The 19,188-nt window shown below is 72.8% G+C and carries 18 protein-coding genes and 1 riboswitch; of the genes, 7 read left to right on the top strand and 11 right to left on the bottom strand.

The window, feature by feature from the left end; all coding sequences use genetic code 11:
• Positions 1-10 precede the first annotated feature (10 nt).
• Together LXN57_RS33700 and mycP are read right to left on the bottom strand one after the other, a co-directional pair.
• Complete coding sequence (locus LXN57_RS33700) at positions 11-802, bottom strand: LLM class flavin-dependent oxidoreductase (protein WP_251802267.1); 792 nt, start codon at positions 800-802, stop codon at positions 11-13.
• Between the two features lie 299 nt (positions 803-1,101).
• On the bottom strand, positions 1,102-2,310 hold the full coding sequence (gene mycP, locus LXN57_RS33705; protein ID WP_251802268.1) for a type VII secretion-associated serine protease mycosin: 1,209 nt from the start codon (positions 2,308-2,310) through the stop codon (positions 1,102-1,104).
• A gap of 93 nt (positions 2,311-2,403) precedes the next feature.
• Positions 2,404-2,551, top strand: a riboswitch (adenosylcobalamin (AdoCbl) riboswitch).
• Between the two features lie 5 nt (positions 2,552-2,556).
• Between mycP and LXN57_RS33710 the strand changes: the two genes are divergently transcribed.
• Both LXN57_RS33710 and LXN57_RS33715 read left to right on the top strand, forming a co-directional pair.
• Positions 2,557-2,760 (top strand): CbtB domain-containing protein, encoded by a 204-nt coding sequence (locus LXN57_RS33710; RefSeq protein ID WP_251802269.1) that lies wholly within the window; start codon positions 2,557-2,559, stop codon positions 2,758-2,760.
• Positions 2,751-3,524 carry a CbtA family protein gene (locus tag LXN57_RS33715; protein WP_251802270.1) on the top strand — a complete coding sequence of 258 codons (774 nt, stop codon included), beginning with the start codon at positions 2,751-2,753 and terminating at the stop codon, positions 3,522-3,524. Before LXN57_RS33710 ends, LXN57_RS33715 begins: the two co-directional genes overlap by 10 nt.
• A gap of 210 nt (positions 3,525-3,734) precedes the next feature.
• Here LXN57_RS33715 and LXN57_RS33720 read toward each other — a convergent pair whose 3' ends face one another.
• Complete coding sequence (locus LXN57_RS33720; RefSeq protein WP_251802271.1) at positions 3,735-4,748, bottom strand: phosphotransferase; 1,014 nt, start codon at positions 4,746-4,748, stop codon at positions 3,735-3,737.
• Between the two features lie 53 nt (positions 4,749-4,801).
• Between LXN57_RS33720 and LXN57_RS33725 the strand changes: the two genes are divergently transcribed.
• The 5 genes from LXN57_RS33725 to LXN57_RS33745 all read left to right on the top strand — a co-directional run bounded on the left by LXN57_RS33725 (position 4,802) and on the right by LXN57_RS33745 (position 10,038).
• Positions 4,802-5,851, top strand: coding sequence for a DUF4037 domain-containing protein (locus LXN57_RS33725; protein ID WP_251802272.1), 1,050 nt, complete (start codon positions 4,802-4,804; stop codon positions 5,849-5,851).
• 286 nt (positions 5,852-6,137) lie between these two features.
• On the top strand, positions 6,138-6,770 hold the full coding sequence (locus LXN57_RS33730) for a LysE family translocator (RefSeq protein ID WP_251802378.1): 633 nt from the start codon (positions 6,138-6,140) through the stop codon (positions 6,768-6,770).
• A 226-nt stretch (positions 6,771-6,996) separates the two neighbouring features.
• Positions 6,997-8,124 carry a coiled-coil domain-containing protein gene (locus tag LXN57_RS33735; RefSeq protein ID WP_251802273.1) on the top strand — a complete coding sequence of 376 codons (1,128 nt, stop codon included), beginning with the start codon at positions 6,997-6,999 and terminating at the stop codon, positions 8,122-8,124.
• 198 nt (positions 8,125-8,322) lie between these two features.
• The gene (locus LXN57_RS33740; protein WP_251802274.1) at positions 8,323-9,210 is read left to right on the top strand and encodes a hypothetical protein; all 888 of its coding nucleotides are present in this window, start codon (positions 8,323-8,325) and stop codon (positions 9,208-9,210) included.
• A gap of 489 nt (positions 9,211-9,699) precedes the next feature.
• On the top strand, positions 9,700-10,038 hold the full coding sequence (locus tag LXN57_RS33745) for an RNA polymerase-binding protein RbpA (protein WP_203818942.1): 339 nt from the start codon (positions 9,700-9,702) through the stop codon (positions 10,036-10,038).
• A 167-nt stretch (positions 10,039-10,205) separates the two neighbouring features.
• Here the strand turns inward: LXN57_RS33745 and LXN57_RS33750 are convergent, their stop codons facing one another.
• The 8 genes from LXN57_RS33750 to LXN57_RS33785 all read right to left on the bottom strand — a co-directional run bounded on the left by LXN57_RS33750 (position 10,206) and on the right by LXN57_RS33785 (position 19,162).
• Positions 10,206-10,742 (bottom strand): FxsA family protein, encoded by a 537-nt coding sequence (locus LXN57_RS33750; RefSeq protein WP_251802275.1) that lies wholly within the window; start codon positions 10,740-10,742, stop codon positions 10,206-10,208.
• A 49-nt stretch (positions 10,743-10,791) separates the two neighbouring features.
• On the bottom strand, positions 10,792-11,580 hold the full coding sequence (locus LXN57_RS33755; RefSeq protein WP_251802276.1) for a polyprenol monophosphomannose synthase: 789 nt from the start codon (positions 11,578-11,580) through the stop codon (positions 10,792-10,794).
• Positions 11,577-13,199, bottom strand: a complete 1,623-nt coding sequence (lnt, locus tag LXN57_RS33760) for an apolipoprotein N-acyltransferase (RefSeq protein WP_251802379.1) — start codon at positions 13,197-13,199, stop codon at positions 11,577-11,579. The genes LXN57_RS33755 and lnt overlap by 4 nt, the downstream gene beginning before the upstream one ends.
• A 500-nt stretch (positions 13,200-13,699) precedes the next feature.
• Positions 13,700-14,950 (bottom strand): glutamate mutase L, encoded by a 1,251-nt coding sequence (locus LXN57_RS33765; RefSeq protein ID WP_251802277.1) that lies wholly within the window; start codon positions 14,948-14,950, stop codon positions 13,700-13,702.
• A complete protein-coding gene (gene kal, locus LXN57_RS33770; RefSeq protein ID WP_251802278.1) occupies positions 14,947-15,312 on the bottom strand; it encodes a 3-aminobutyryl-CoA ammonia lyase in 366 nt (121 codons plus the stop codon). The genes LXN57_RS33765 and kal overlap by 4 nt, the downstream gene beginning before the upstream one ends.
• Positions 15,309-16,082: a lysine 5,6-aminomutase subunit beta gene (kamE, locus tag LXN57_RS33775; RefSeq protein WP_251802279.1), complete on the bottom strand. Its 774-nt coding sequence runs from the start codon at positions 16,080-16,082 to the stop codon at positions 15,309-15,311. The genes kal and kamE overlap by 4 nt, the downstream gene beginning before the upstream one ends.
• On the bottom strand, positions 16,079-17,635 hold the full coding sequence (gene kamD / locus LXN57_RS33780; RefSeq protein ID WP_251802280.1) for a lysine 5,6-aminomutase subunit alpha: 1,557 nt from the start codon (positions 17,633-17,635) through the stop codon (positions 16,079-16,081). Before kamD ends, kamE begins: the two co-directional genes overlap by 4 nt.
• Before the next feature lie 18 nt (positions 17,636-17,653).
• On the bottom strand, positions 17,654-19,162 hold the full coding sequence (locus LXN57_RS33785; protein WP_251802281.1) for an amidohydrolase: 1,509 nt from the start codon (positions 19,160-19,162) through the stop codon (positions 17,654-17,656).
• Between the last annotated feature and the right edge of the window lie 26 nt (positions 19,163-19,188).

The raw sequence follows: 19,188 nt of genomic DNA on the forward strand, positions 1-19,188 counted from the left end.
GCCTCCGCGCTTAGGTTCGAGCTGGTGGGCCCTGGCCGATCCGTTCCGAGGCGAACGCGATGCCGCCGCGCCAGTAGCCGAGCGCCTCGATCCACCAGGTCAAGCCGGCTGCGGCGTACGGCGCTGTCTGTTCCGGGGCCGTCGCCGGGTCGGTGGCGCCTTCCAGCACGAAGTCGTACGGGCGGTTCACCCGGCGCGGCCGGTGGGCCGACTCGCCCCGCACGAAGGCGACCGTCGCGGCGAACTCGTCGAGGGGGACGTTGCGTTCACGCTGGTTCTCGTAGATGGGCATGGCACCGTCGAAGCGGGCGGCCCGGCGCAGACCCGGGCGGTGCGGCCAAAGCCCCCCGCACCAGATCGGAATCCGGCCGGCGCCCCACTCCGCCCACAGTGCCGTGAGCCGGTCGATCCGCTCGTCGAGGGCGCGGCCGCGTGCCCTCAGGCCGGCGTCGAGGCCGAAGTCGGTGAACTCCCGGTCGAGCGAGCCGATGATCGGCAGCACGGTGAGCCGCCCACCGGACAGGACGTTCAGGGCGGCCGTCTCCTGGGCGACGTCCTGCACCTGCCGCCGGGGCAGCACGACCGTGAGGACGATCCGCACCCGCTCGGTGGCCGCCGCGATCGCCGACGCCGCCACCACCGCGTTCGTGACCGGCCAGTCCGGGTCGTGATAGAGCAGGTGGTCCCACAGATGCACGCCGTCCCACCCGTGCCGCTCGGCCGCGATCCCCAGCTCGACGATCCGCCGGACGTCCCCGAACTCCCCGACCGTCGGCAGACCCACGGCGTACTTCAGTCCCATGCCCGCACCCTACTGACGCCCAGCTCTGTCTCCGCGGGCCCCTCACGGCACAGCCCGGAAAACGTTCCCGAGCATGGCGCTTTGCTCGGCTCACGCACGGCGGATTCACCGGCTCGCCCCGACAACGTGCCTTGGGCGGTCATCGCTCCCGGCGCGGCGGAGGTTCGGTCGGTGGAGTGCCGCGCGAAGCGCTGGGCCGTGCGGCCAGGGTGGCCGAGTCGGCGCAGGGCGCGGCGGGGTGGTCAGGCCGGGGGCCGCGCGGCCAGGGTGGCCGGGTCGGCGTAGGACCCGGCCGGCGGTCAGTCGGTGGCGCCCGGGTCGGCGGGGCGCCAGGCGCGGCGGCGGCCGGAGCGGACGGCGGCGGCGACGATGCCCAGGAGCAGCACGACGCCGCCGCCGATCGCGGCGAACAGCATGGCGTTGCGCTGGGACTGCTCGCGGCGGGCGGCCAGCGCGACGGCGGCCGGGTCGTTGGCCCCCATCCGCTCGGGAACCGGCTCGGCGCGGCCCTCGGTGTTCAACGTGGCGGTCAGCGCCCGGTAGGGGTTGAGCGCGCCCAGCCCGTACTCGGCGCTCGAAGCACCACCCGGCGCCAGGTCGGCCGTGGCGACGATCCGCTGCCGCACCCCGGCCGGGGTGATCGCCGGGAAGCGCTGCTTGAGCAGGGCCGCCGTGGCCGACACGAACGGCGTGGCGAAACTGGTGCCGCTGACCGACGCGTGCCCGGAGACCCGGTTGGCCACCGTGACCGGCTCGCCGATCGCGACCAGGTCGACATAGTCGCCGCGCTGGGAGAACGACGCGCGCACGCCGCTGCTGGTGATCGCCCCGACCCCGATCACGCCCGGGTAGCGGGCCGGGAACGGGTCGGGGTTGCCGTCGTCGGGGCCGCCCTTGTTGCCGACGGCGGCCACGACGACCACGCCGGCCGCGATCGCCCGGGCCACCGCCGCCTTCACGTCGCCGTTGTTCTCGGTCATCACGAGCGAGAGGTTGATCACGTCGGCGTCGCCCTCGTCGACCGCCCAGTCGATCGCGTCGGCGAACTGGGCCGGGCTTCCGCGATCGCCCACCACGTCGCCGCCGATCTCGAGCTGCTCGCTGATCCGCACCGGGACGATCACCGCGTCGGGCGCGAGCCCCTGGAAGCCGGTGTTGCCGGCCGGCGCGGCCCCGATGATGCTCGCCACCGCCGTGCCGTGGCCGGCGCAGTCCTGCCGGCCGGACTGCTCGCCGTGCAGGAAATCGGCCCCCTCGTCGACACGTCCGCGCAGCTGGGGATGCTCGGCGTCGACGCCGGAGTCGATCACGGCGACGCGCACGCCGGCGCCCGTGGCGAACCCGGCGAGCCGCTTGGGGTCGTACACCTGGTCTTCGGTCGGAACGCCCGCGGCGACCGGCGCCGCCGCACCCGGCTGCTCACAGACCACCGCCGCGCGGGCCGGCGCGGGGACCGTCAGCACCGCGACGAGCACCGCCCCGGCAGCGGCCGGCCGACGCCAGTCCATCGAACACCTCCGCACCTGTGGCAGCGATTCGCATGGATGGTATCGAGGGGGTGCGACAACCCCTGTTGTGCGTCCAGGGATCACACAGTTAGGTTGTGGAAACCATCTGCGGCGTCGTGAGGGAAACCGGTGAGATTCCGGTGCGGTCGCGCCACTGTGAACGAGGGTTCCGCTCTCGTGAGTCAGGACGCTCACCCGTCGCAGCCTGTCATCCGGGACGCGTCATCCCGCAAGGAGGTTCCTGCCATGCCCAAGGCCACGACCGCAGGTCACGTGAGCACCCCCGTTGTCACCCCGCGGCTGCTCTGGACGGCCCTGACCGTCGTCGCGTTCATGCTGCTCGTCACCTACCTGGTCGCGTTCGACCAGGGTGCGGTGTCGCAGAGCGGCATGTACCTGCACGAGCTCATGCACGACGGCCGCCACCTGCTCGGCGTTCCGTGCCACTGAGCGAGGGCTCGAAGGCGCCGACGTTCGGCGCCCTGCTGCTCCGGGGCCTGCTCGCAGGCCTGATCGCCGGTCTGCTGGCCGGCTTCTTCGCGTACGGCTTCGGCGAGCCCAAAATCGACGCGGCCATCGCCATCGAGGAAGCGGCCTCCACCGCCCAGGCACCCTCCGCCGAAGCCGGTCACGAAGAACCGCTCGTCAGCCGCGGTGGCCAGAAGGTCGGCCTGCTCCTGGCCACCGGTCTGTACGGCGCGGCCATGGGCGGCCTGCTGGCCGTGGCGTACACGCTGCTGCGCCGCCGCCTGCGCACCACGAGCGACACCCGTGCCGCCCTCAGCCTGGCCGGCGCCGCCCTGCTGGGCCTGGTGCTCGTGCCGTACGTGAAATACCCGCCGAACCCACCGGCCGTCGGCGACCCCGGCACGATCGACCAGAGAACGATCAGCTACCTGGCGATCGTCGTCATCGGCCTGGTCGCGGTCTGGGCCGCCGTGGTCGCGAAACGCACCCAGCCCACCGAGTGGCGCCAGGCGATCGCCGCCGTGACCGGCTTCCTGGTCGTCGTGGTGATCGGCTACGCCCTGCTCCCCACCATCAACGAGGTTCCCGCAACGTTCCCGCCGGACCTGTTGTGGTCGTTCCGCCTGACGTCCCTGGGCACCCAGGCGGTCATGTGGACCGTCCTCGGCCTCGCCTTCGCAGCGCTGCTGTCGCTGGGTCGCCGCCCAGCCACCCAGCCCGGGAAAGCAACCGCGGCCGCCGCCTGACGCGGCCTGTTCATCAACGCGCTGCTTTATCACCGCCGCTGCGCACGCCCGGCCCGACGCCGAGCGTGCGCAGCGGCGATCAGGCCCTCCATCGAGCGAGCCGCCTTCGCCCGACGCACTCTCGCGCAGCACGGCGTCAGCCTGACGGGCAACCACGGTCAGCCCAGATCGATCAGCAGCTCAGCTGGCCGAGCGACGTGCGCCGCAACCTCACAGCACGGCCTCGGCCCAGCGGGCGACCACCGTCAGCACCGGAGCGCGGCCGGCCAACATCGCTTCGAGGCCGCGCTGGTCGTAGCCGGCCTTGCGACCGCCGCCGTTCATCGCGGCCGTGACCATGCGGGGCGCGAGCCAGAAGTACTTCGCCGCGCCGCACGTCATGATCGCGCGGCGGACCGTCTCGTCGTCGACCGCGCCGTCGAGGCCGCGCCGGTACTGCTCGGCCACCACCGCGAGCACGTCGTCGAGCCGCGCGATGTCGATCAGGCCGTCGAAGAACGAGTCCAGGGCCAGATTCGCCGGGTCCTCGCCGATCGCGCCCGGCCCCGCGTACGCCCAGTCGAGCAGCACCGGGCCGCGCTGCGCGAAGACCAGGTTCATCGGCCAGACGTCGTGGTGGCACAACGTACGCGGCAGGTCGTCGGCCCGCGCGAGAATCTCGGCCCGCCGCTCCCACAATCGGCGCAGCCCGTCGCGCAGCGATGGCTCCCACGCCGCCGCCAGCACCGGGTGCTCCCAGTGGAGGTCGGCGTCGAACGCGTTCGCCATCGTGTAGTCGCGCAGCCAATCCCGCGCCAGCCACGGGTCCGTGGGCGGGCGGCCGAGCCACTGCGCGTGCGCGCCGCCCAGGCGGAAGGCCACGTCGCCCAGCTGGGCGACGTCGGCGGCCGGCCCGGCAGTGCCGGTCACGTCCTCGAGCCACATCGCCACCGACCCGTCAGGGCATTCCACCTCCTCGTACAACTCGGGCCCGGGCAGGCCGGGCAGGGCGGTCGCGGCTAAGCCGGACGAGTACGCCGCCGGTTCGCGCCGCCAGTAGTTGAAATGACCCGGATCATCGCTGGCCGCCAGGTGGTCGGCCGCGCCCTCTCGCCTCGGCGTCGCGATCTTGAGGATCGCGGTGCCTCCGTCACGGTAGACCCGCCAGACCCCGCCGGTCACCTCATTCGCCGTGCTGTGGACAAGTTCCTCGACGGTCCATCCCGGACGGAGCAGGTTTTCCACAGGCCGACCTTATCGGCGCGAAACTGTCGGAGCCGCCCGCTACGGTCCTCGCCATGACCGCATTCCTGCCCGGCGTCGAACTCGCCCGCCTCTTCTACGCCGAGGCGGTCCGCCCGCTCCTCGGCCACCGGCCCCACGCGGCCGCCCGCCTCGGCCCCGGCTCCGACGTGCTCGGCTTCGACACGCCCCGATCCACCGACCACGACTGGGGCCCGCGCCTCGAGCTCTTCGTCGACGACGACATCGGCGAGCTCGGCGCCCTGCTCAGCGAGCAGCTACCGACACGCTTCCGCGGCTGGTCCACCCACTTCGAGCCGCCGGGCGCCCGGGTGCGCACGATGGCCGACACCGACGGCCCGGTCGACCACTACGTGACGATCACCCCGTTCCCCCGTTGGTGCCACGGCCTGCTCGGCTTCGACCCGGCCGCCGGCGGCATCACCCCGCTCGACTGGCTCGCCACACCCTGGCAGCGCCTCGCCGAGATCACCGGCGGCGCGGTCTTCCACGATCCGGGCGGTGCGATCTCCCGCGTACGCGAGGGCCTGCGCTGGTATCCCGCCGACCTCTGGCGCTACGTGCTGGCCACCCAGTGGCAGCGCATCGCCGAGGAAGAGCCGTTCCCCGCCCGCGCGGCCGAGGCCGGCGACGACCGCGGCGCACGGGTGATCACCGCCCGCCTCTGCCGCGAGATCGCCCGGCTGTCCCTGCTCCAGTCCCGCCGCTGGCCGCCCTATTCGAAGTGGCTCATGGCCGCCCTGCCGCCCGACAAGGTCGCCTGGCACCTCACGGCCGCGCTGTTCGCCGACGAAGCCCGCTCCCGCGAGGACGCGCTCTGCACCGCCCTCGAGGCCATCGCCGAGAAACAGAACGAGCTCGGCCTGACCGCAGAGCTGCCCCCGACACGACGCGAGTTCCACGACCGGGGCTACGAGGTGATCGGCGGCGACCGCTTCGCCGAGGCCCTGCGCGCCGCCATCACCGACCCGTCCCTGCGCACCCGTCCCCTGACCGGCGCGATCGACCAGATCACCGACAACACCGCCGTCCTGACCAGCCCACCCATCTGCCGAGCCGTAACCGCGGCCGCCACCACCCCCTGACCCACCAGCCCGGCCACATGTATTCAGCAGGCCGAACCGCCGGCGAACGCAGCACCACCCTGCCCGCGGTCGCGTGGCCTTGTGCAGCGACGCGAGGTTGAACCGGTGTCGCCTACTCCGCCTGCGGACGTCATCGCGGTCGGCGGCACGCGACGCATCTGGCCGGGCCGTTGCACGACGCCCCCAGCCCTGCGTGCAACAGCTCGGCGGCCGGGAAAGCGGGACGTCTCACCGCCCGGGAAGGTGGTGCGAGGCGGGACGGAGGGCCGGATAGGTTCCGCTGGTGATGACGATTGGTGCGCTGTGGTCCTTCGTCGTGGTCGTCGGTCTGCTCACCATGACTCCCGGGCTCGACACCGCGCTCATCCTGCGGACGGCGACGGTCCGGTCGACGCGGCAGGCCTGGGGTGTAGTTCTCGGCATCCAGACCGGCACGCTCGCCTGGGGTGTGCTGGCCTCGGCGGGCATCACGGCGCTGCTGACCGCGTCGCACGTCGCCTATGACGCGGTCCGATGGACGGGTGCCGCCTATCTCGTCTGGATGGGGGCACGCATGCTCTGGGCCACGTGGCGCGGAGAGGCGACGCGCGACCATGAACCGCGCATGGCGTCCGCAGCTGGCTTCCTCGCCGGGTGGCGGCGCGGCCTGTTCACCAACCTGCTCAACCCGAAGGTGGGCGCCTTCTACATGGCGCTGCTCCCCCAGTTCATCCCGGCCGGCGCGGCGCCCCTGCTGTACGGCGTCCTGCTGGCGGGCGTGCACGTCGCGCTCGGCCTCCTGTGGTCCACGGCCCTGGTGGCAACCGCACGCCGGCTGCGCAGTCTGCTGAGCCACCCCCGCGCCCGGCGCGTCCTGGACCGCGTCACCGGGGTCGTGATCGTCGCCTTCGGCATCCGCCTCGCCACCGAGGCCCGCTGACGCCACCCCGAGAGGGCTGAAGAGCACCACGTCCGCCGCCGACTGCAGTCAGCGAAAACCCAAGGCAGGGATGCCGTTGATTCCTTTTGCCCTTGACCCGGCCCGCATCCGGGCGACCAGCAGCACAACCGCTAGGGCGTCCTAGGATGCTAGTTTACTCCTCTACAGTCGGGGAGTCGTGTCGTGGCGGTGTGAGCGGGCCGGGCACGCTTAGGGTGACCTTGCGATGAACGAGAACGACGATGTCGAGACCCGACCCTGCGCGCACTGTGGACGGCCGGTGCCGCAGCGGACGTCCGCCGGGCGGCCCTTCCGGTACTGCCGTGACAACGACGGGGAATGCCAGCGCGCGTCGCGGAACGTGCGCATGCGGCACCGCTCCTCCCCCGGGCTGGCGGGGCAGGTCGCCCGCACCTGGGAGATTGTCGACCGCCTCGATCAGCTCGCCGGGTCGCTGACCGAGGCGTTGCACTCCGAGCTGTCGCCGGCCGGTGTCGAGCGCCAGGTGGCGGAGATCCGGGCCGAGACATCGAGCCGGATCGCGGCCGCGCACACCGAACGCGACGATGCGCGCCGTGACGCCGAGCGGTCGGTGGCGGAGACAGCTGCGGCGCAGCAGCTCGCCGCGGCGGCGGCCGCCGAGCGGGAAGAGGCCCTCCGGCGCGCGGAGGAGTCCGAGCAGGCGTCCCGCGCCGCGGCCGAGCGGGCCGCCGAGGCGCTTGCCGGGCGTGAGGAAGCCCAGCGTGCGGCCACCGCCGCGGCGGCTCTCCGGGAACGGGCGGAGGCCGACCGGGACGCCGCGCGGGATGAGCTCGGCACGGCCCGGGCCGAGATTCTCGACGTACGCCGGGAACGCGAGGCCACCGAGCGGGAGCTGGTCTCGGCCTTGCGCGACGCCGAGACGGCCGCGACCCGCAGCGAGGAGCTCCGCCGCGAACGGGACGCCGCGCGGGAGGACACCCGGAAGGCCGAGACCGAGCTGGCCGCCGCCCGGCGCGAACTCACCGAGCAGCGTGACGCGGCGGACAAGGCCCTTCAGGACGTACGCCGGGAGGCCGCATCCGCCCGGCAGGCCGCCGACGCCGAGGTGGCCGAGGTGCGCCGCGATCTGGCGGGTGCCCTGGCCGAGCGGGATGCCCTGGTGCGTACGCGCGAGGAGCTCGAACGGGCCGCCCGCGACCGGGCCGACCTGGAACGCCGCCTGGGCACCGCGCAGTCCGAGGCCGAGGCCGCGCAGACCCGGGCCGCCCAGCTTTCCACCCAGGTCAGCGACCTGGCTTCGGCCCTGGCCAGCCTCGGCACGACCCGCCCCACCCCGCCCACCCAGCCCACCCGGGCCGACACCCACGCTTGACCGGCCGGAATGCTGCCCTGTAGGCACGGGGCAGCGTCGGCTGGGTGGACGCCGCACGGAACGGGCTCGCCGCCGCCGGCCGAGTCGATCGCGGCGGCGGAAGCTGCTGAAGCCGGGTGGACCGTCCACATCACCCGGAGGCGGGATGGCGGGGCGGCGACGCGCCGGTACATTGCTGCCGTGAGCGGAGGTGGCGTTGTGCGGCGTGGTCGTCTGATGCTGCTCGCGGCCCTGGTGGCTGTGCTGGCCGGTGGGTGCACGAACGGGCGCCACGGGGCCGCGCCGGTGCCCTCCGGAGATGGGGCGCCACGGGCGATTCCGACGCCGGACGGCGCCGGCGGAGCCGCGGCCGCCGTGTTCCCGCTCGATCAGTTCATGGTGCGGCCGGCGCAGGCCAACGACCTCGACACGGTGGTCAAGCGGCTCACCCGCGCCTGCCTGCTGAGCCGCGGGGAGGACTGGCGGGGCGGGCAGCGCAACGAGTTCGATCTGCTGCGCCACCGGGCGCACCGGTTCGGGCTCGACGACGAGCTGCTGGCGGCGTACGCCGGCTATCACTGGGACGACGTGCCGGGCTCGCCGCACCCGCGAGGACTGGACGACTGCGCCGGCGAGGCCTATCGGGTGCTGGGCTGGGCGCCGGACGAGTTCCGATGGCTCGGGCAGCTTGCCGAGCAGACCGTCGAGCAGACGTACGCCGACCCGCGCGCAGCCACCGTCACGAGGCGCTGGAGCGAGTGCATGGGCCAGGCCGGCTTCCGGTACGCGGCTCCGCTCGACGCCGAGGCCGACCCCCGCTGGTGGCGTGACGAGCAGGCCGGCGCGGCGGAGAAGCAGACCGCCGTGGCCGACACCCGGTGCAAGACCCAGGTCCGGTTCGCCGAGCAGCTCAGCGGCGTGCTCGCCGAGAAACAGGTGCGGGCGGTGCGCGACAACGCCCGGCGGCTCGAGGCGTTCCGACGCATGGCCACTGCCGCGGCGGCGAAGGCGGACGCCGTGCGCGGCGACCACCGGTCCCCGCAGCCCGGCGAGTCCGGGAAGGCCGTTCCGCCCGGCATGTGGCGAACCGAACACACCTCAGCCTGATCCCGGCAGCGAAGAATGATCCAGCTTCCGCCTGAGGGCCGGTGCGACGCCGATGCGCCGGCGCCACAAGGCCTGGCGTCACAAGGGTCCGGCCGCATCGGGCGAGATCCGGGAAAGGCAGGCCGATCAGGGCGGAGCCGCATGATCCGGCTCGAACGGGGGAAGGTTGCAGGACGGGAGTTCTCAGCTTCGGTGGACGACGGACGAATGAGGGGCAACGCGGCGCCGAACCAGGCGGCGGTATGCGGTATTACTCGACCGGGTGAGCAATATCGCACCACTTGGAGAACACCCATAGGCCGCAAAGTGGACCAAGGTCCACTTCGGTGGGGGTGCGCGGTGCCAGGTAAGGGCCGCGGGCGGTTACGCTCGTAGCGTTAACACCGCCGTCACAACGGTGGTCCAGTGTCTCGGCGACCGTAGGAATCCGACGGCCGCCCCTTTCGTTACATCAACGGAAGCAGCACCACGAGCGAGGGGAAAGCCACCATGGGCGAACGCATGCTGCGCGGCAGCCGTCTTGGCGCAGTCAGCTACGAGTCCGACCGCAACACCGAGCTGGCTCCCCGGCAGACCCGAGAGTACCTGTGCGTGAAGGGTCACCAGTTCGAGGTGCCGTTCGCCGTCGACGCCGAGGTGCCCGCCACCTGGGAGTGCAAGTTCGACGGCAGCGTCGCCCGACTGGTCGACGGCAACGAGCCGGAGCAGAAGAAGGCCAAGCCGCCGCGTACCCACTGGGACATGCTCCTCGAGCGGCGGTCGATCTCGGAGCTGGAGGACATCCTCAACGAGCGGCTCCAGGAAGTCCGCACCCGCCGAGGCCGCTGACCCGGTCCAACCGAATCACGAACGAGGCCGCCTCACATCGGGGCGGCTTTTTTCGTACGCGCCATGGCCGCGAGACGTCCGAGCGGAGCGCACGCACGAAGGACAGCGAACGGGCCCCGCGCCGGGGCAACGGCGGAGGCCCGGAACGGGACGGCGGGTGTGGCCGGTCAGCGCATGACCTCGCCCTCGATGACCTCGCCCTCGATGGCGGCGGCCGGCGTCCGCGGGCGCGGCGAGGACGACGCCGGCTCCTCGTCGATGACCACGATCGGGTCGCCCGGGTGCACGCGCACGTGGCGGGCGCCGAACAGGTCGGACGCGGCGGCGCCACCCACGCGGCGCTCGGCGTACCGCTCCATCTGGTGGCGGGCGAGCTGACGGCCGGGCGGCAGCAGCAGGAGCAGACCGGCCACCGACGACACGAAGCCCGGGATCGCCAGCAGCAGCGACCCGGACAGCCCGACGAGACTGTGGGAGACCTCACGGCCCGGCGGGCGTCCCTCGACGGCGGCGGCCTGGAAGCGGCGCCACCCCTTCATGCCCTCGCGGCGCAGCAGGGCCAGGCCGGTGAGGCTGGCCGCGACGCCCAGCAGGATCGCCCACAGGCCGCCGATGGCGTGCACCACGGCGATGAAGACGGCGATCTCGACAACAGCCAGCGCGGGCAGCAGCAGCGGTAGCAGGGCAAGGCTTCGACGGCGCATGCGGTCCCTCCGTGTCAATCGACCTCAAGCATGACACGCAGCGGCGCGGTCACGGCCAGGTCGAGCCCTCGGCGGCACGCTTGCCGAACCGCTTGCGCAGCACCTCACGGCGGGCCTGCAGGCCCCACACCGTGACCCTGAGCAGCTGTTCCTTGAAGATGTTGCCGCTCATCTTGCTGACGCCGTGTTCGCGCTCGGTGAACGTGATCGGCACCTCGGCGATCCGGAACCCGGCCTGGTAGGTGCGCCAGGCCAGCTCGACCTGGAAGGAGTAACCGGTCGAGGCGACCGTTTCGACGTTGATCACGTCGAGAACGGGCATCCGGTAGGCGCGGTAGCCGCCGGTCGCGTCCTTGAACGGCATGCGCAGGGCCATCCGGATGTAGATGTTGCCGCCGCGGGAGAGCAGCAGCCGGCGCATCGGCCAGTTCCGCACGCTGCCGCCGGGGATGTAGCGGGTGCCGAGGACGGCGTCGGTGTCCTTCAGCGCGTCGAGCAGCCGCGGCAGCTCCTCGGGGGCGTGGGAGCCGTCGGCGTCCATCTCGACGACCGCGTCGTAGCCCTTGTTCTTGGCCCAGGCGAACCCGGCCTTGTACGCGGCCCCGAGCCCTTCCTTGCCCGCGCGGTGCAACACGAAGATGTGGTCGTCGGTGACACCCAGCTCGTCGGCGATCGCGCCGGTGCCGTCGGGCGAGTTGTCGTCGGTGACGAGGATGTCCGCCTCGGGGACCGAGCTTCGCACCCGCTCGGTGATCAGGCGGATGTTGTCCGCCTCGTTGTAGGTCGGGATCACCACCAGGACCCGCCCCACCCCGGGGTAGCCTTCCGCCTCGCTCACCGTGCCTCCGCATCGTCGTCCGTCGTACGCCGGCGGCGACGCAGCGGAAGCGCACCGGCCAGGGCGAGGACCGCCAATGCGGTCATCGCCATCTCGGGCCAATGGCCCAAACGAGTCGCCAGCGTAGTCGTTCCGCCCAGCCTCATGTCACGCACCATCACCGCGCCGACGTTGAAGCCGCTCGAGTCGTACACCTGACCGGCCGTGCCGGCGAAGGCGGACACCCCGACCGTAGACACCATCAGGGCCTCCCGCCCGTGCTCGACGGCGCGCAGCCGCACCATGGCGAGCTGCTGACGGGCCTCGGCCTCGTTGAAGGTCGCGTTGTTGGTCTGCACCGCGAGCACCTGCGCCCCTCCGATCACAGTGTCGCGGACCACATCGTCGTACGCCACTTCGAAGCAGATCACGTCGCCCACGGTCACCGCGCCGCTGTCGATGACGCCGGGGTGGTCGCCGGCGAGCATGTTGCGCACCAGGTCGACCTTGTCGGTCACCATCCGGGCGATCGTGCGCAGCGGCACGTACTCGGCGAACGGCACGGGGTGGCGTTTCACGTACGTCTGGCCGAGGTCCGGGCCCGTGCCGGGGTTCCACAGGATGCCGGCGTTCTTGATGTCGCCCGGGGTGTCGGTGCGCAGCACGGTGCCGACCAGGATCGGCGCCCGGATCAGGTCGGCCGCCCGGGAGATCTCGGCGGCCGCGTCGGAGTTGCGCAGCGGGTCGATGTCGCTGGAGTTCTCGGGCCAGACGACCAGGGCGGGCTGCTTCTGGCGGCCGGCGGCGACCTCGGCCGCGAGCCGTTCGGTGGCGGTGACGTGGTTGTCGAGCACGGCCCGGCGCTGGGCGTTGAAGTCGAGCCCGAGCCGGGGCACGTTGCCCTGCACGACCGCCACCGTCGCGGTCTCGCGGCCCGGCTGGGCCACCGGCGCCAGCAGCGGACCGGCGATCAGCGCGGCCGCCGCCAGCGCGAAGCCGAGGGCCGGGCCGAGCGGACGGCGGGTGTGCGGGCGCCGCGTGCTGGGCCGCCACGCGCGCCAGGCCAGCGCGACCAGGGCCCCGCCGGCCGCGGCGACGGCGAAGGTGACCAGCGGGGCGCCCCCGTAGGCGGCCAGCCGCAGCGCGGGCCCGTCGTCCTGACTGAAGGCGAGCCGCCCCCAGGGGAAGCCGCCGAACGGGGCACGGTCGCGGGCCGCCTCCTGGGCCGCCCAGAGCAGGCCCAGCAGGAGCGGCCACAAGGCGCGCCAGCGGTCGGCCAGGGGTGACAGCCAGGCCGTGGCCAGACCCAGCAGCCCCAGGTACGCGGCCTGGGCCAGCGACAGCAGCAGCCAGGGCAGCCACCCGGCGGCGAACGTGGTCCACCACAGCAGCGGCAGGAACAGCACGAGCCCGGCCAGGAAGCCCAGCCCGAACGCCGGGCGCAACCGCCGCCGGTGGGTCGCCCCGGCCAGCAGGGCCACGCCGACCGGCGAGAGCCACCACAGGCCGTAGGGCGGGAGCGCGAGCAGCAGGGTCAGCCCGGCCAGCACGGCCAGCACGGGCGCGACCCGCCGCGGCACCGGCCGGGGCCCGGAGTTGTGCGCCGTGACCTGCGGCGCAGCGGGGGGCTGCAACGTCATCTCCACGCGCGAGAGGCTACCTCGCGGCGCCTGAGCGGAAACGGACAGTCGGGGCGGGCGGCGGCATCGATAAGGAAACAATCGATGTGGGCACGCTGACAAAAGCGAGGCGCGGTCCCGCCCCGGGACCGCGCCTCATGTGCACCACACCCCGGGCACGGCCGGTGGACCGCAGGGAGTTCCCGAACGCCTTCGGACCGACATGCTCCGCGCCGGCTGCGCGGGTCACGCCGTTGTCTACTGGCGCCCGTTCCCTCCTCATGCCCACCGCGGACATGATCTTTCCGCGTCGCCCCGCCGACCCCCGCCCCCTGGACCTGGCTGAACGCGCGACCCCTGCGAGGACTGCGGCCAGTGGGCGGGGGAACGAAGCGAACAGCATCGCTCCCGTGCTCAGGATTGGACGACGGTACGTCCGGCCCCCGCGGTGCTGTCAACCGGCGTCCCGGTGCTCGGGCGTGTCGCGTTTCTCGGCGTGTCATGTCACGTACCCGTTCGGGCTACAGGCTGTTCACCAGCGTGGCCGCGGCGTCACGATGATCGATCGACAACAGCCCGGCGGCGGCCAGGACGTACTGCTCGTCCACGACCGCGCGGGCCGAGGTGGGCGCGACCCAGCCGCCGGACTGGTCAGAAAGCACCGCGTCCAGCACAAACCCTCCGCCCCCGTGCCGCAGCACGCCCCCGGATCCGACCACCAGCCGCACGTCCCGCAGATCCCGGCCGCCTGTACGGGGCTGACCAGGACCGGACGAGTGGCCCCGCGCGTGGCGCCGCAGCGCGACCGTGGCGGCGGCCGCGGCTAACTCATTGTCACCCGAGAGGAGTACGGATTCCGGCAGTGCCAATTTCTCGGCGACCGCGGCCGCGCGCGTGCCGTCGGCACTCACCGCGACGCCGAGATCACCCTCCACGGTTCGGGAGCGCCACAGCGTTCCCGCCACGTCGCGGCGCGGCCCCGATTCGCTCTCGGCGTCGGGCACCAGAGCCGAGTACACGTCCGTGGTCGCTCCGCCCACGTCCACGACCAGGACGCCCGATCCTGTGCTGTCAGCGAGCAGCTCAACCCCCGCGAGGACCGCGTCCGGGGTGGCCGCCCGGACCAGCGAGGCGAACCGGGCGCCCCGGGACAGCCGCTTGCCACCGATGACGTGCCGCAGGAACACCTCGCGGATGGCCGCCCGCGCCGGGGCCGGATCGAGCACGCCGATCCGGGGCAGCACGTTGCCCGTGACGGTCACCGGGACGCGGCGTCCGGTCAACAGCGCCGCCGCCTCGGCGCGGACGTCCGCGTTGCCCGCGACCACGACCGGAACGCGCAGCCGCGAGGCGCCGAGCCGCCGGGCGTTGTGCAGCAGCACCTCGCCGTCGCCGCCGTCGGTGCCGCCGACCAGCAGGATCACATCCGGCCGGGATTCGCGCAGGGCCGCCACCGCCCGGCCGTCGAGCAGCCCGGCCGCCACGTGCACGACGCGGGCGCCCGCGGACAGGCCGACCCGGTGCCCGGCCTCGGCGGTGACCAGCGACTCGTAGCCCACGACGGCCAGCCGCAGCCCACCGCCGGCCGACGAGCAGACGTACACCTCGTCGCCCGGCCCGACGGCCGCAACGGCCTGATCCAGGCCGGTCAGCACGTCACCGCCCGTCGTGGTCGGCACCTCGGCCCGGCGCACGAGCCGCCCCGCCGACAGGTCGATCAGGGCGGCCTTCGTGTACGTGGACCCGACGTCGACGCAGACGGCGGTGCTCACTGTTTCGGCGGGACGACAACCGTGCCCGTCGCGGTCACGGCGACGATCGGCTCGTCCAGGACGGAAGCGGCCGACCCGCCCGTGCCCCGGCACACCACCCGCGACTCGAACGCGATGGTGCGCGACCGGGTGCCCATCCGCACGACGGTGGCGACGATCTCGAGCACGTCGCCGGCCTGGATCGGCGCCTTGAACTGCACGTCGTCGTACGAGGCGAACAGCCCCTCGTCGCCGTCGAGCCGGATGCAGACCTCGGTGGCGACGTCGCCGAACAGCCCGAGCGAGTAGGCCCCGTCGACCAGGTTTCCCGCGTAGTGCGCGTGCGAGTAGGGAACATAGCGGCGGTGGGTGACCGTGATCATTTCGCAGCCTTCAGTCCGGTCGGGGACGGTGGTGGGGTGGTGGGACGGGCGGCCAGGGCGTGGACGAGGTAGGACGCGACTTCGCGCGGGGTGGTGCCCCGGCTGAAGATCCGGTCGACGCCGAGCTCGCCCGCCATCAGCTCGTCGAAGCGCGGCCCACCGACGATCAGAAGCGGACGCTTGCCGGCCGGCAGGGCCTCCCGGAAGGCCGCCGACATGGCACGGGTGTTCTGCAGGTGCGCGTCGCGCTGGGTGACGACCTGGGAGACGAGCACGGCGTCGGCCTTGCGTTCCCGGGCGGTCTCGACCAGGTCCGGCACGGAGACCTGGGCGCCCATGTTGGTCACCGACAGCTCGCTGTAGTACTCCAGGCCCTTCTCCCCCGCGATGCCCTTGAGGTTGAGGATGGCGTCGATGCCCACGGTGTGGGCGTCGGTGCCGATGCAGGCCCCCACCACGTTGAGCCGCCGCCGCAGCCGCCGCTTGATCGTGGCGTTGACCTCCTTGGCGCTCAGCAGCGGATAGTCGCGCTCGACGACCTGCACCTTCTCGGTGTCGACGAGATGGCTGACCTTGCCGTAGACGACGAAGAACGTGAACCCGTCCCCCATCGGCTTGGCGTGCACGAGCAGCGCCGGGTCCATGCCCATCTTGTTGGCGAGCTGGACGGCCGCGCCCTCGGCCCGCTTGTCGTGCGGGATCGGCAGCGTGAACGACAGCTGCACCATCCCGTCCCCGGTGGTGTCCCCGTACGGCCGGACGATGCTCATGCTTCCAGGGCCTCCGTCACGGGGTTGTAGTAGTCGTCGTCGTGGCCGGCGACGCCGTCGAGGCCCTTGCCGCGGTCGGCCGGTCGCTTCATGATCCCGAAGGTGCCGTCAGCGATGGCGTCCAGCAGGGAGTCGTCGACGATCTTCTCCAGCAGGTCCACCGCCTCGCCGAGCACCTCGTTGGCGCGCTGCTGGATGAAGCCGCCGGGGGCCGGGACGAAGTCCTCGTGCAGGTTGCCGGCGCCGGTCAGCACGTAGCGGACGTTCTGCAGGGCGATGTCGCGGTCGGACAGCCACGGCGTCACCACGGCCTCGGTCATCATGCCGACCAGCAGGATGCCCTGCCCGGTGAGCGCGCCGACCAGGTTGAAGAACCCGTCGAGCAGGTTGCCGCGGAACACGTCGCCGGTCATGTGCTTGGTCGGCGGCATCCACTTGAGCGGCGCGTCCGGGAACATCTCGCGGGCCAGCAGCGCGTGCGCGAGCTCGAGGCGGAACGACTCGGGCAGCTCGGGATTGATCTCGAAGGCGTGGCCGAGGCCGAGCTGCCAGTCCTCGAGGCCGGCCTCGTGCGCGAAGAACTCGTTGAGCAGCTGCGACACCGTCACCGTGTGGGCCGCCTCGACCGCGTCGGCCGTGGTCAGGTAGTTGTCCTCGCCGGTGTTGATGATGATGCCGGCGCGGGCGTGGACCTGGCGGCTGAACCGCTGGTCGACGAAGGTGCGGATCGGGTTGATGTCGCGGAACAGGATGCCGTACATGCTGTCGTTGAGCATCATGTCGAGCCGTTCCATGCCGGCCAGCGCGGCGATCTCGGGCATGCACAGCCCGGACGCGTAGTTGGTCAGGCGCACGTACCGGCCCAGCTCCTTCGACGTCTCGTCCAGGGCGGCCCGCATCAGGCGGAAGTTCTCCTGGGTCGCGTACGTGCCGGCGAAGCCCTCGCGGGTCGCGCCCTCGGGCACGTAGTCGAGCAGCGACTGCCCGGTCGAGCGGATCACCGCGATCACGTCGGCCCCGGCCCGCGCGGCCGCCTGCGCCTGCGGGATGTCCTCGTAGATGTCACCGGTGGCCACGATCAGATAGATCCACGGCCGCTGCTTCGGGTCACCGAGGCGCTTGACCAGCCGCTCCCGTTCGGCCCGGCGCCGGTCGACGATCTTCAGGCCGGCGCCCGTCGCCCGCTTGGCCGCCCGCTCGGCCGCCACGGCCTCGGAGCGAGACGACGGCAGGTCGAACCGGATCGCGCCGGCCGCCGCCTTCTGGGCCAGGACGGTGATGTCGTCGACCCCGGTGCTCCGCATGGCGTGGAACACCGGGACCGCGACGCCGTGCCCCAGCCCGACGTCGGCCCGCACCGCGTCGACGAGCCGGTTCACCCAGGGGATGCCGTCGGAGTCGGCGCCGTGCACACCGGCCAGCCGCAGCACCGCCCGCTCCACCGACACGGTGGTGTGCGAGCGGGCCAGGTCGACCACGGGCTGCCCCGCCTTCGCGGCGAGCCGGCGCGCCGAGCGCACCACCCGCGGGTCCAGATCAAGCTTGGACGCCACCCCTGCTCCTCATTTTCGTCAGACTTCGTAGATTGTTTCGCCGTGCACAGTCGTGCGGCGGCACACCGGGGACGCGCCGTCCAGAACCGGGAGCCCCTCCCGCACGCCGGCCGGGGTCTCCCAGACGGCGAAGGTGGCCGACTGCCCCGGGGCCAGCACACCGGCGTCGCCGACACCGGCCGCCCGCCAGCCACCCCGGGTCGACGCCGCGAACGCCGCCCGGACGCCCATCCGGAAGACCGGGTTGCGCGGGGTCACCGCCGCCGCCACCATCGCCCACGGGTCGAGCGCGGTCACCGGCGAGTCCGACCCGAAGGCCAGCTGCACCCCGGTCGCGTGCATGGCCCCGATCGGGTTGGACGCCATCGACCGTTCGACGCCCAGACGCTGCGCGTACATCCGGTCCGGACCGCCCCACAGCGCGTCGAAGACCGGCTGCACCGAGGCGGTCACCCCGAACTCGACCATCCGGGCGATCATCGGCTTGTCGATCAGCTCGACGTGTTCGACCCGGTGGTGGCCCTCGCGGACCGCGTCCACCCCGACCGACTTGGCGGCGAGCGCGAAGCCCTCCAGGACGGTCTCGATCGCGGCGTCGCCGATCGCGTGGAAGCCGCCCTGCACGCCGACCGTGATGCAGTCGAGCAGGTGCTCGGCCGCCTGCTCGGCGGTGATGAAAGCCTCGCCGCAGCCGCCGTGCCCGTCGAGGAAAGGCTGCCGGACCGAGGCCGTGCGGGAACCGAGCGCGCCGTCGGCATAAAGGTCTCCGGCCGCCCCGACCGCGCCCAATTCGCGAGCCTTCAGGGCGCCGCCCAGCTCGCCCCAGTAGCCGAAGACCTGGGGCAGGCCCTGGCCGCCCAGCGCCAGCAGGGACGTGAAGTCGGCCTCGCTGGACGTGCCGGGGCCGCCGCACTCGTGCACGGCGGCGATGCCGAGGGAGGCCGCCTTGGCCAGCGCGGCCCGCTGGGCCGTCGTCCGCTGCGCTCCGGTGAGGGCGTTCAGCGCGATGGCGCGTACGGCATGGTGGTTGTCCTCCTTGACCAGGCTCTCGCCGACCGGCAGCCCGGCCGCCGCGAGCAGCGCGGTCGAGGCCAGGGCGGAGTGCACCGAGGCCTGGGAGAGGTAGACGCGGCGGCCCGCGGCGGCCCGGTCGAGCTCGGCCGACGTCGGCAGCGTCTGGTCGGCCCAAGTCGACTCGTCCCAGCCGTGGCCGTGCACGACGCCGTCGGCCGGGCGGGTGGCGGCGAACCTCTCGACGGCAGCCAGCAGCTCGTTCCGGGCGCGGACGTCGGCCAGGTCGAGGCCGTCGATGGCCAGACCGGTGTCGGTGGCGTGCAGGTGCGCGTCGACGAAGGCCGGGGTGACCAGGCCGTTCTCCAGGTCGACGGTGCGGTCGGCGGACGGGGCGCCGGCAGCGTCGCCGAGCCACACGATCCTGCCGTCGCGAACCAGCATGGCGGTGGCCCGCGGGTCGGCGGCGGAGTAGAAGCGGCCGTGGGTGTAGAGCGTTTCTTGACGCTTTTGCATCGGTTTTCCGCCGCGGTTAGGCACAG

The organism is Paractinoplanes hotanensis, from assembly GCF_023717965.1.
Taxonomy (GTDB): domain Bacteria; phylum Actinomycetota; class Actinomycetes; order Mycobacteriales; family Micromonosporaceae; genus Actinoplanes; species Actinoplanes polyasparticus.

Coding starts and splice junctions, on each gene's coding strand:
- LXN57_RS33730 (WP_251802378.1), top strand. CDS start 6,138: ATGACGATTGGTGCGCTGTGGTCCTTCGTCGTGGTCGTCGGTCTGCTC.
- LXN57_RS33785 (WP_251802281.1), bottom strand. CDS start 19,162: ATGCAAAAGCGTCAAGAAACGCTCTACACCCACGGCCGCTTCTACTCC.
- lnt (WP_251802379.1), bottom strand. CDS start 13,199: ATGACGTTGCAGCCCCCCGCTGCGCCGCAGGTCACGGCGCACAACTCC.
- kamE (WP_251802279.1), bottom strand. CDS start 16,082: ATGAGCATCGTCCGGCCGTACGGGGACACCACCGGGGACGGGATGGTG.
- LXN57_RS33745 (WP_203818942.1), top strand. CDS start 9,700: ATGGGCGAACGCATGCTGCGCGGCAGCCGTCTTGGCGCAGTCAGCTAC.
- LXN57_RS33725 (WP_251802272.1), top strand. CDS start 4,802: ATGACCGCATTCCTGCCCGGCGTCGAACTCGCCCGCCTCTTCTACGCC.
- LXN57_RS33700 (WP_251802267.1), bottom strand. CDS start 802: ATGGGACTGAAGTACGCCGTGGGTCTGCCGACGGTCGGGGAGTTCGGG.
- LXN57_RS33710 (WP_251802269.1), top strand. CDS start 2,557: ATGCCCAAGGCCACGACCGCAGGTCACGTGAGCACCCCCGTTGTCACC.
- kal (WP_251802278.1), bottom strand. CDS start 15,312: ATGATCACGGTCACCCACCGCCGCTATGTTCCCTACTCGCACGCGCAC.
- mycP (WP_251802268.1), bottom strand. CDS start 2,310: ATGGACTGGCGTCGGCCGGCCGCTGCCGGGGCGGTGCTCGTCGCGGTG.
- LXN57_RS33735 (WP_251802273.1), top strand. CDS start 6,997: ATGAACGAGAACGACGATGTCGAGACCCGACCCTGCGCGCACTGTGGA.
- LXN57_RS33750 (WP_251802275.1), bottom strand. CDS start 10,742: ATGCGCCGTCGAAGCCTTGCCCTGCTACCGCTGCTGCTGCCCGCGCTG.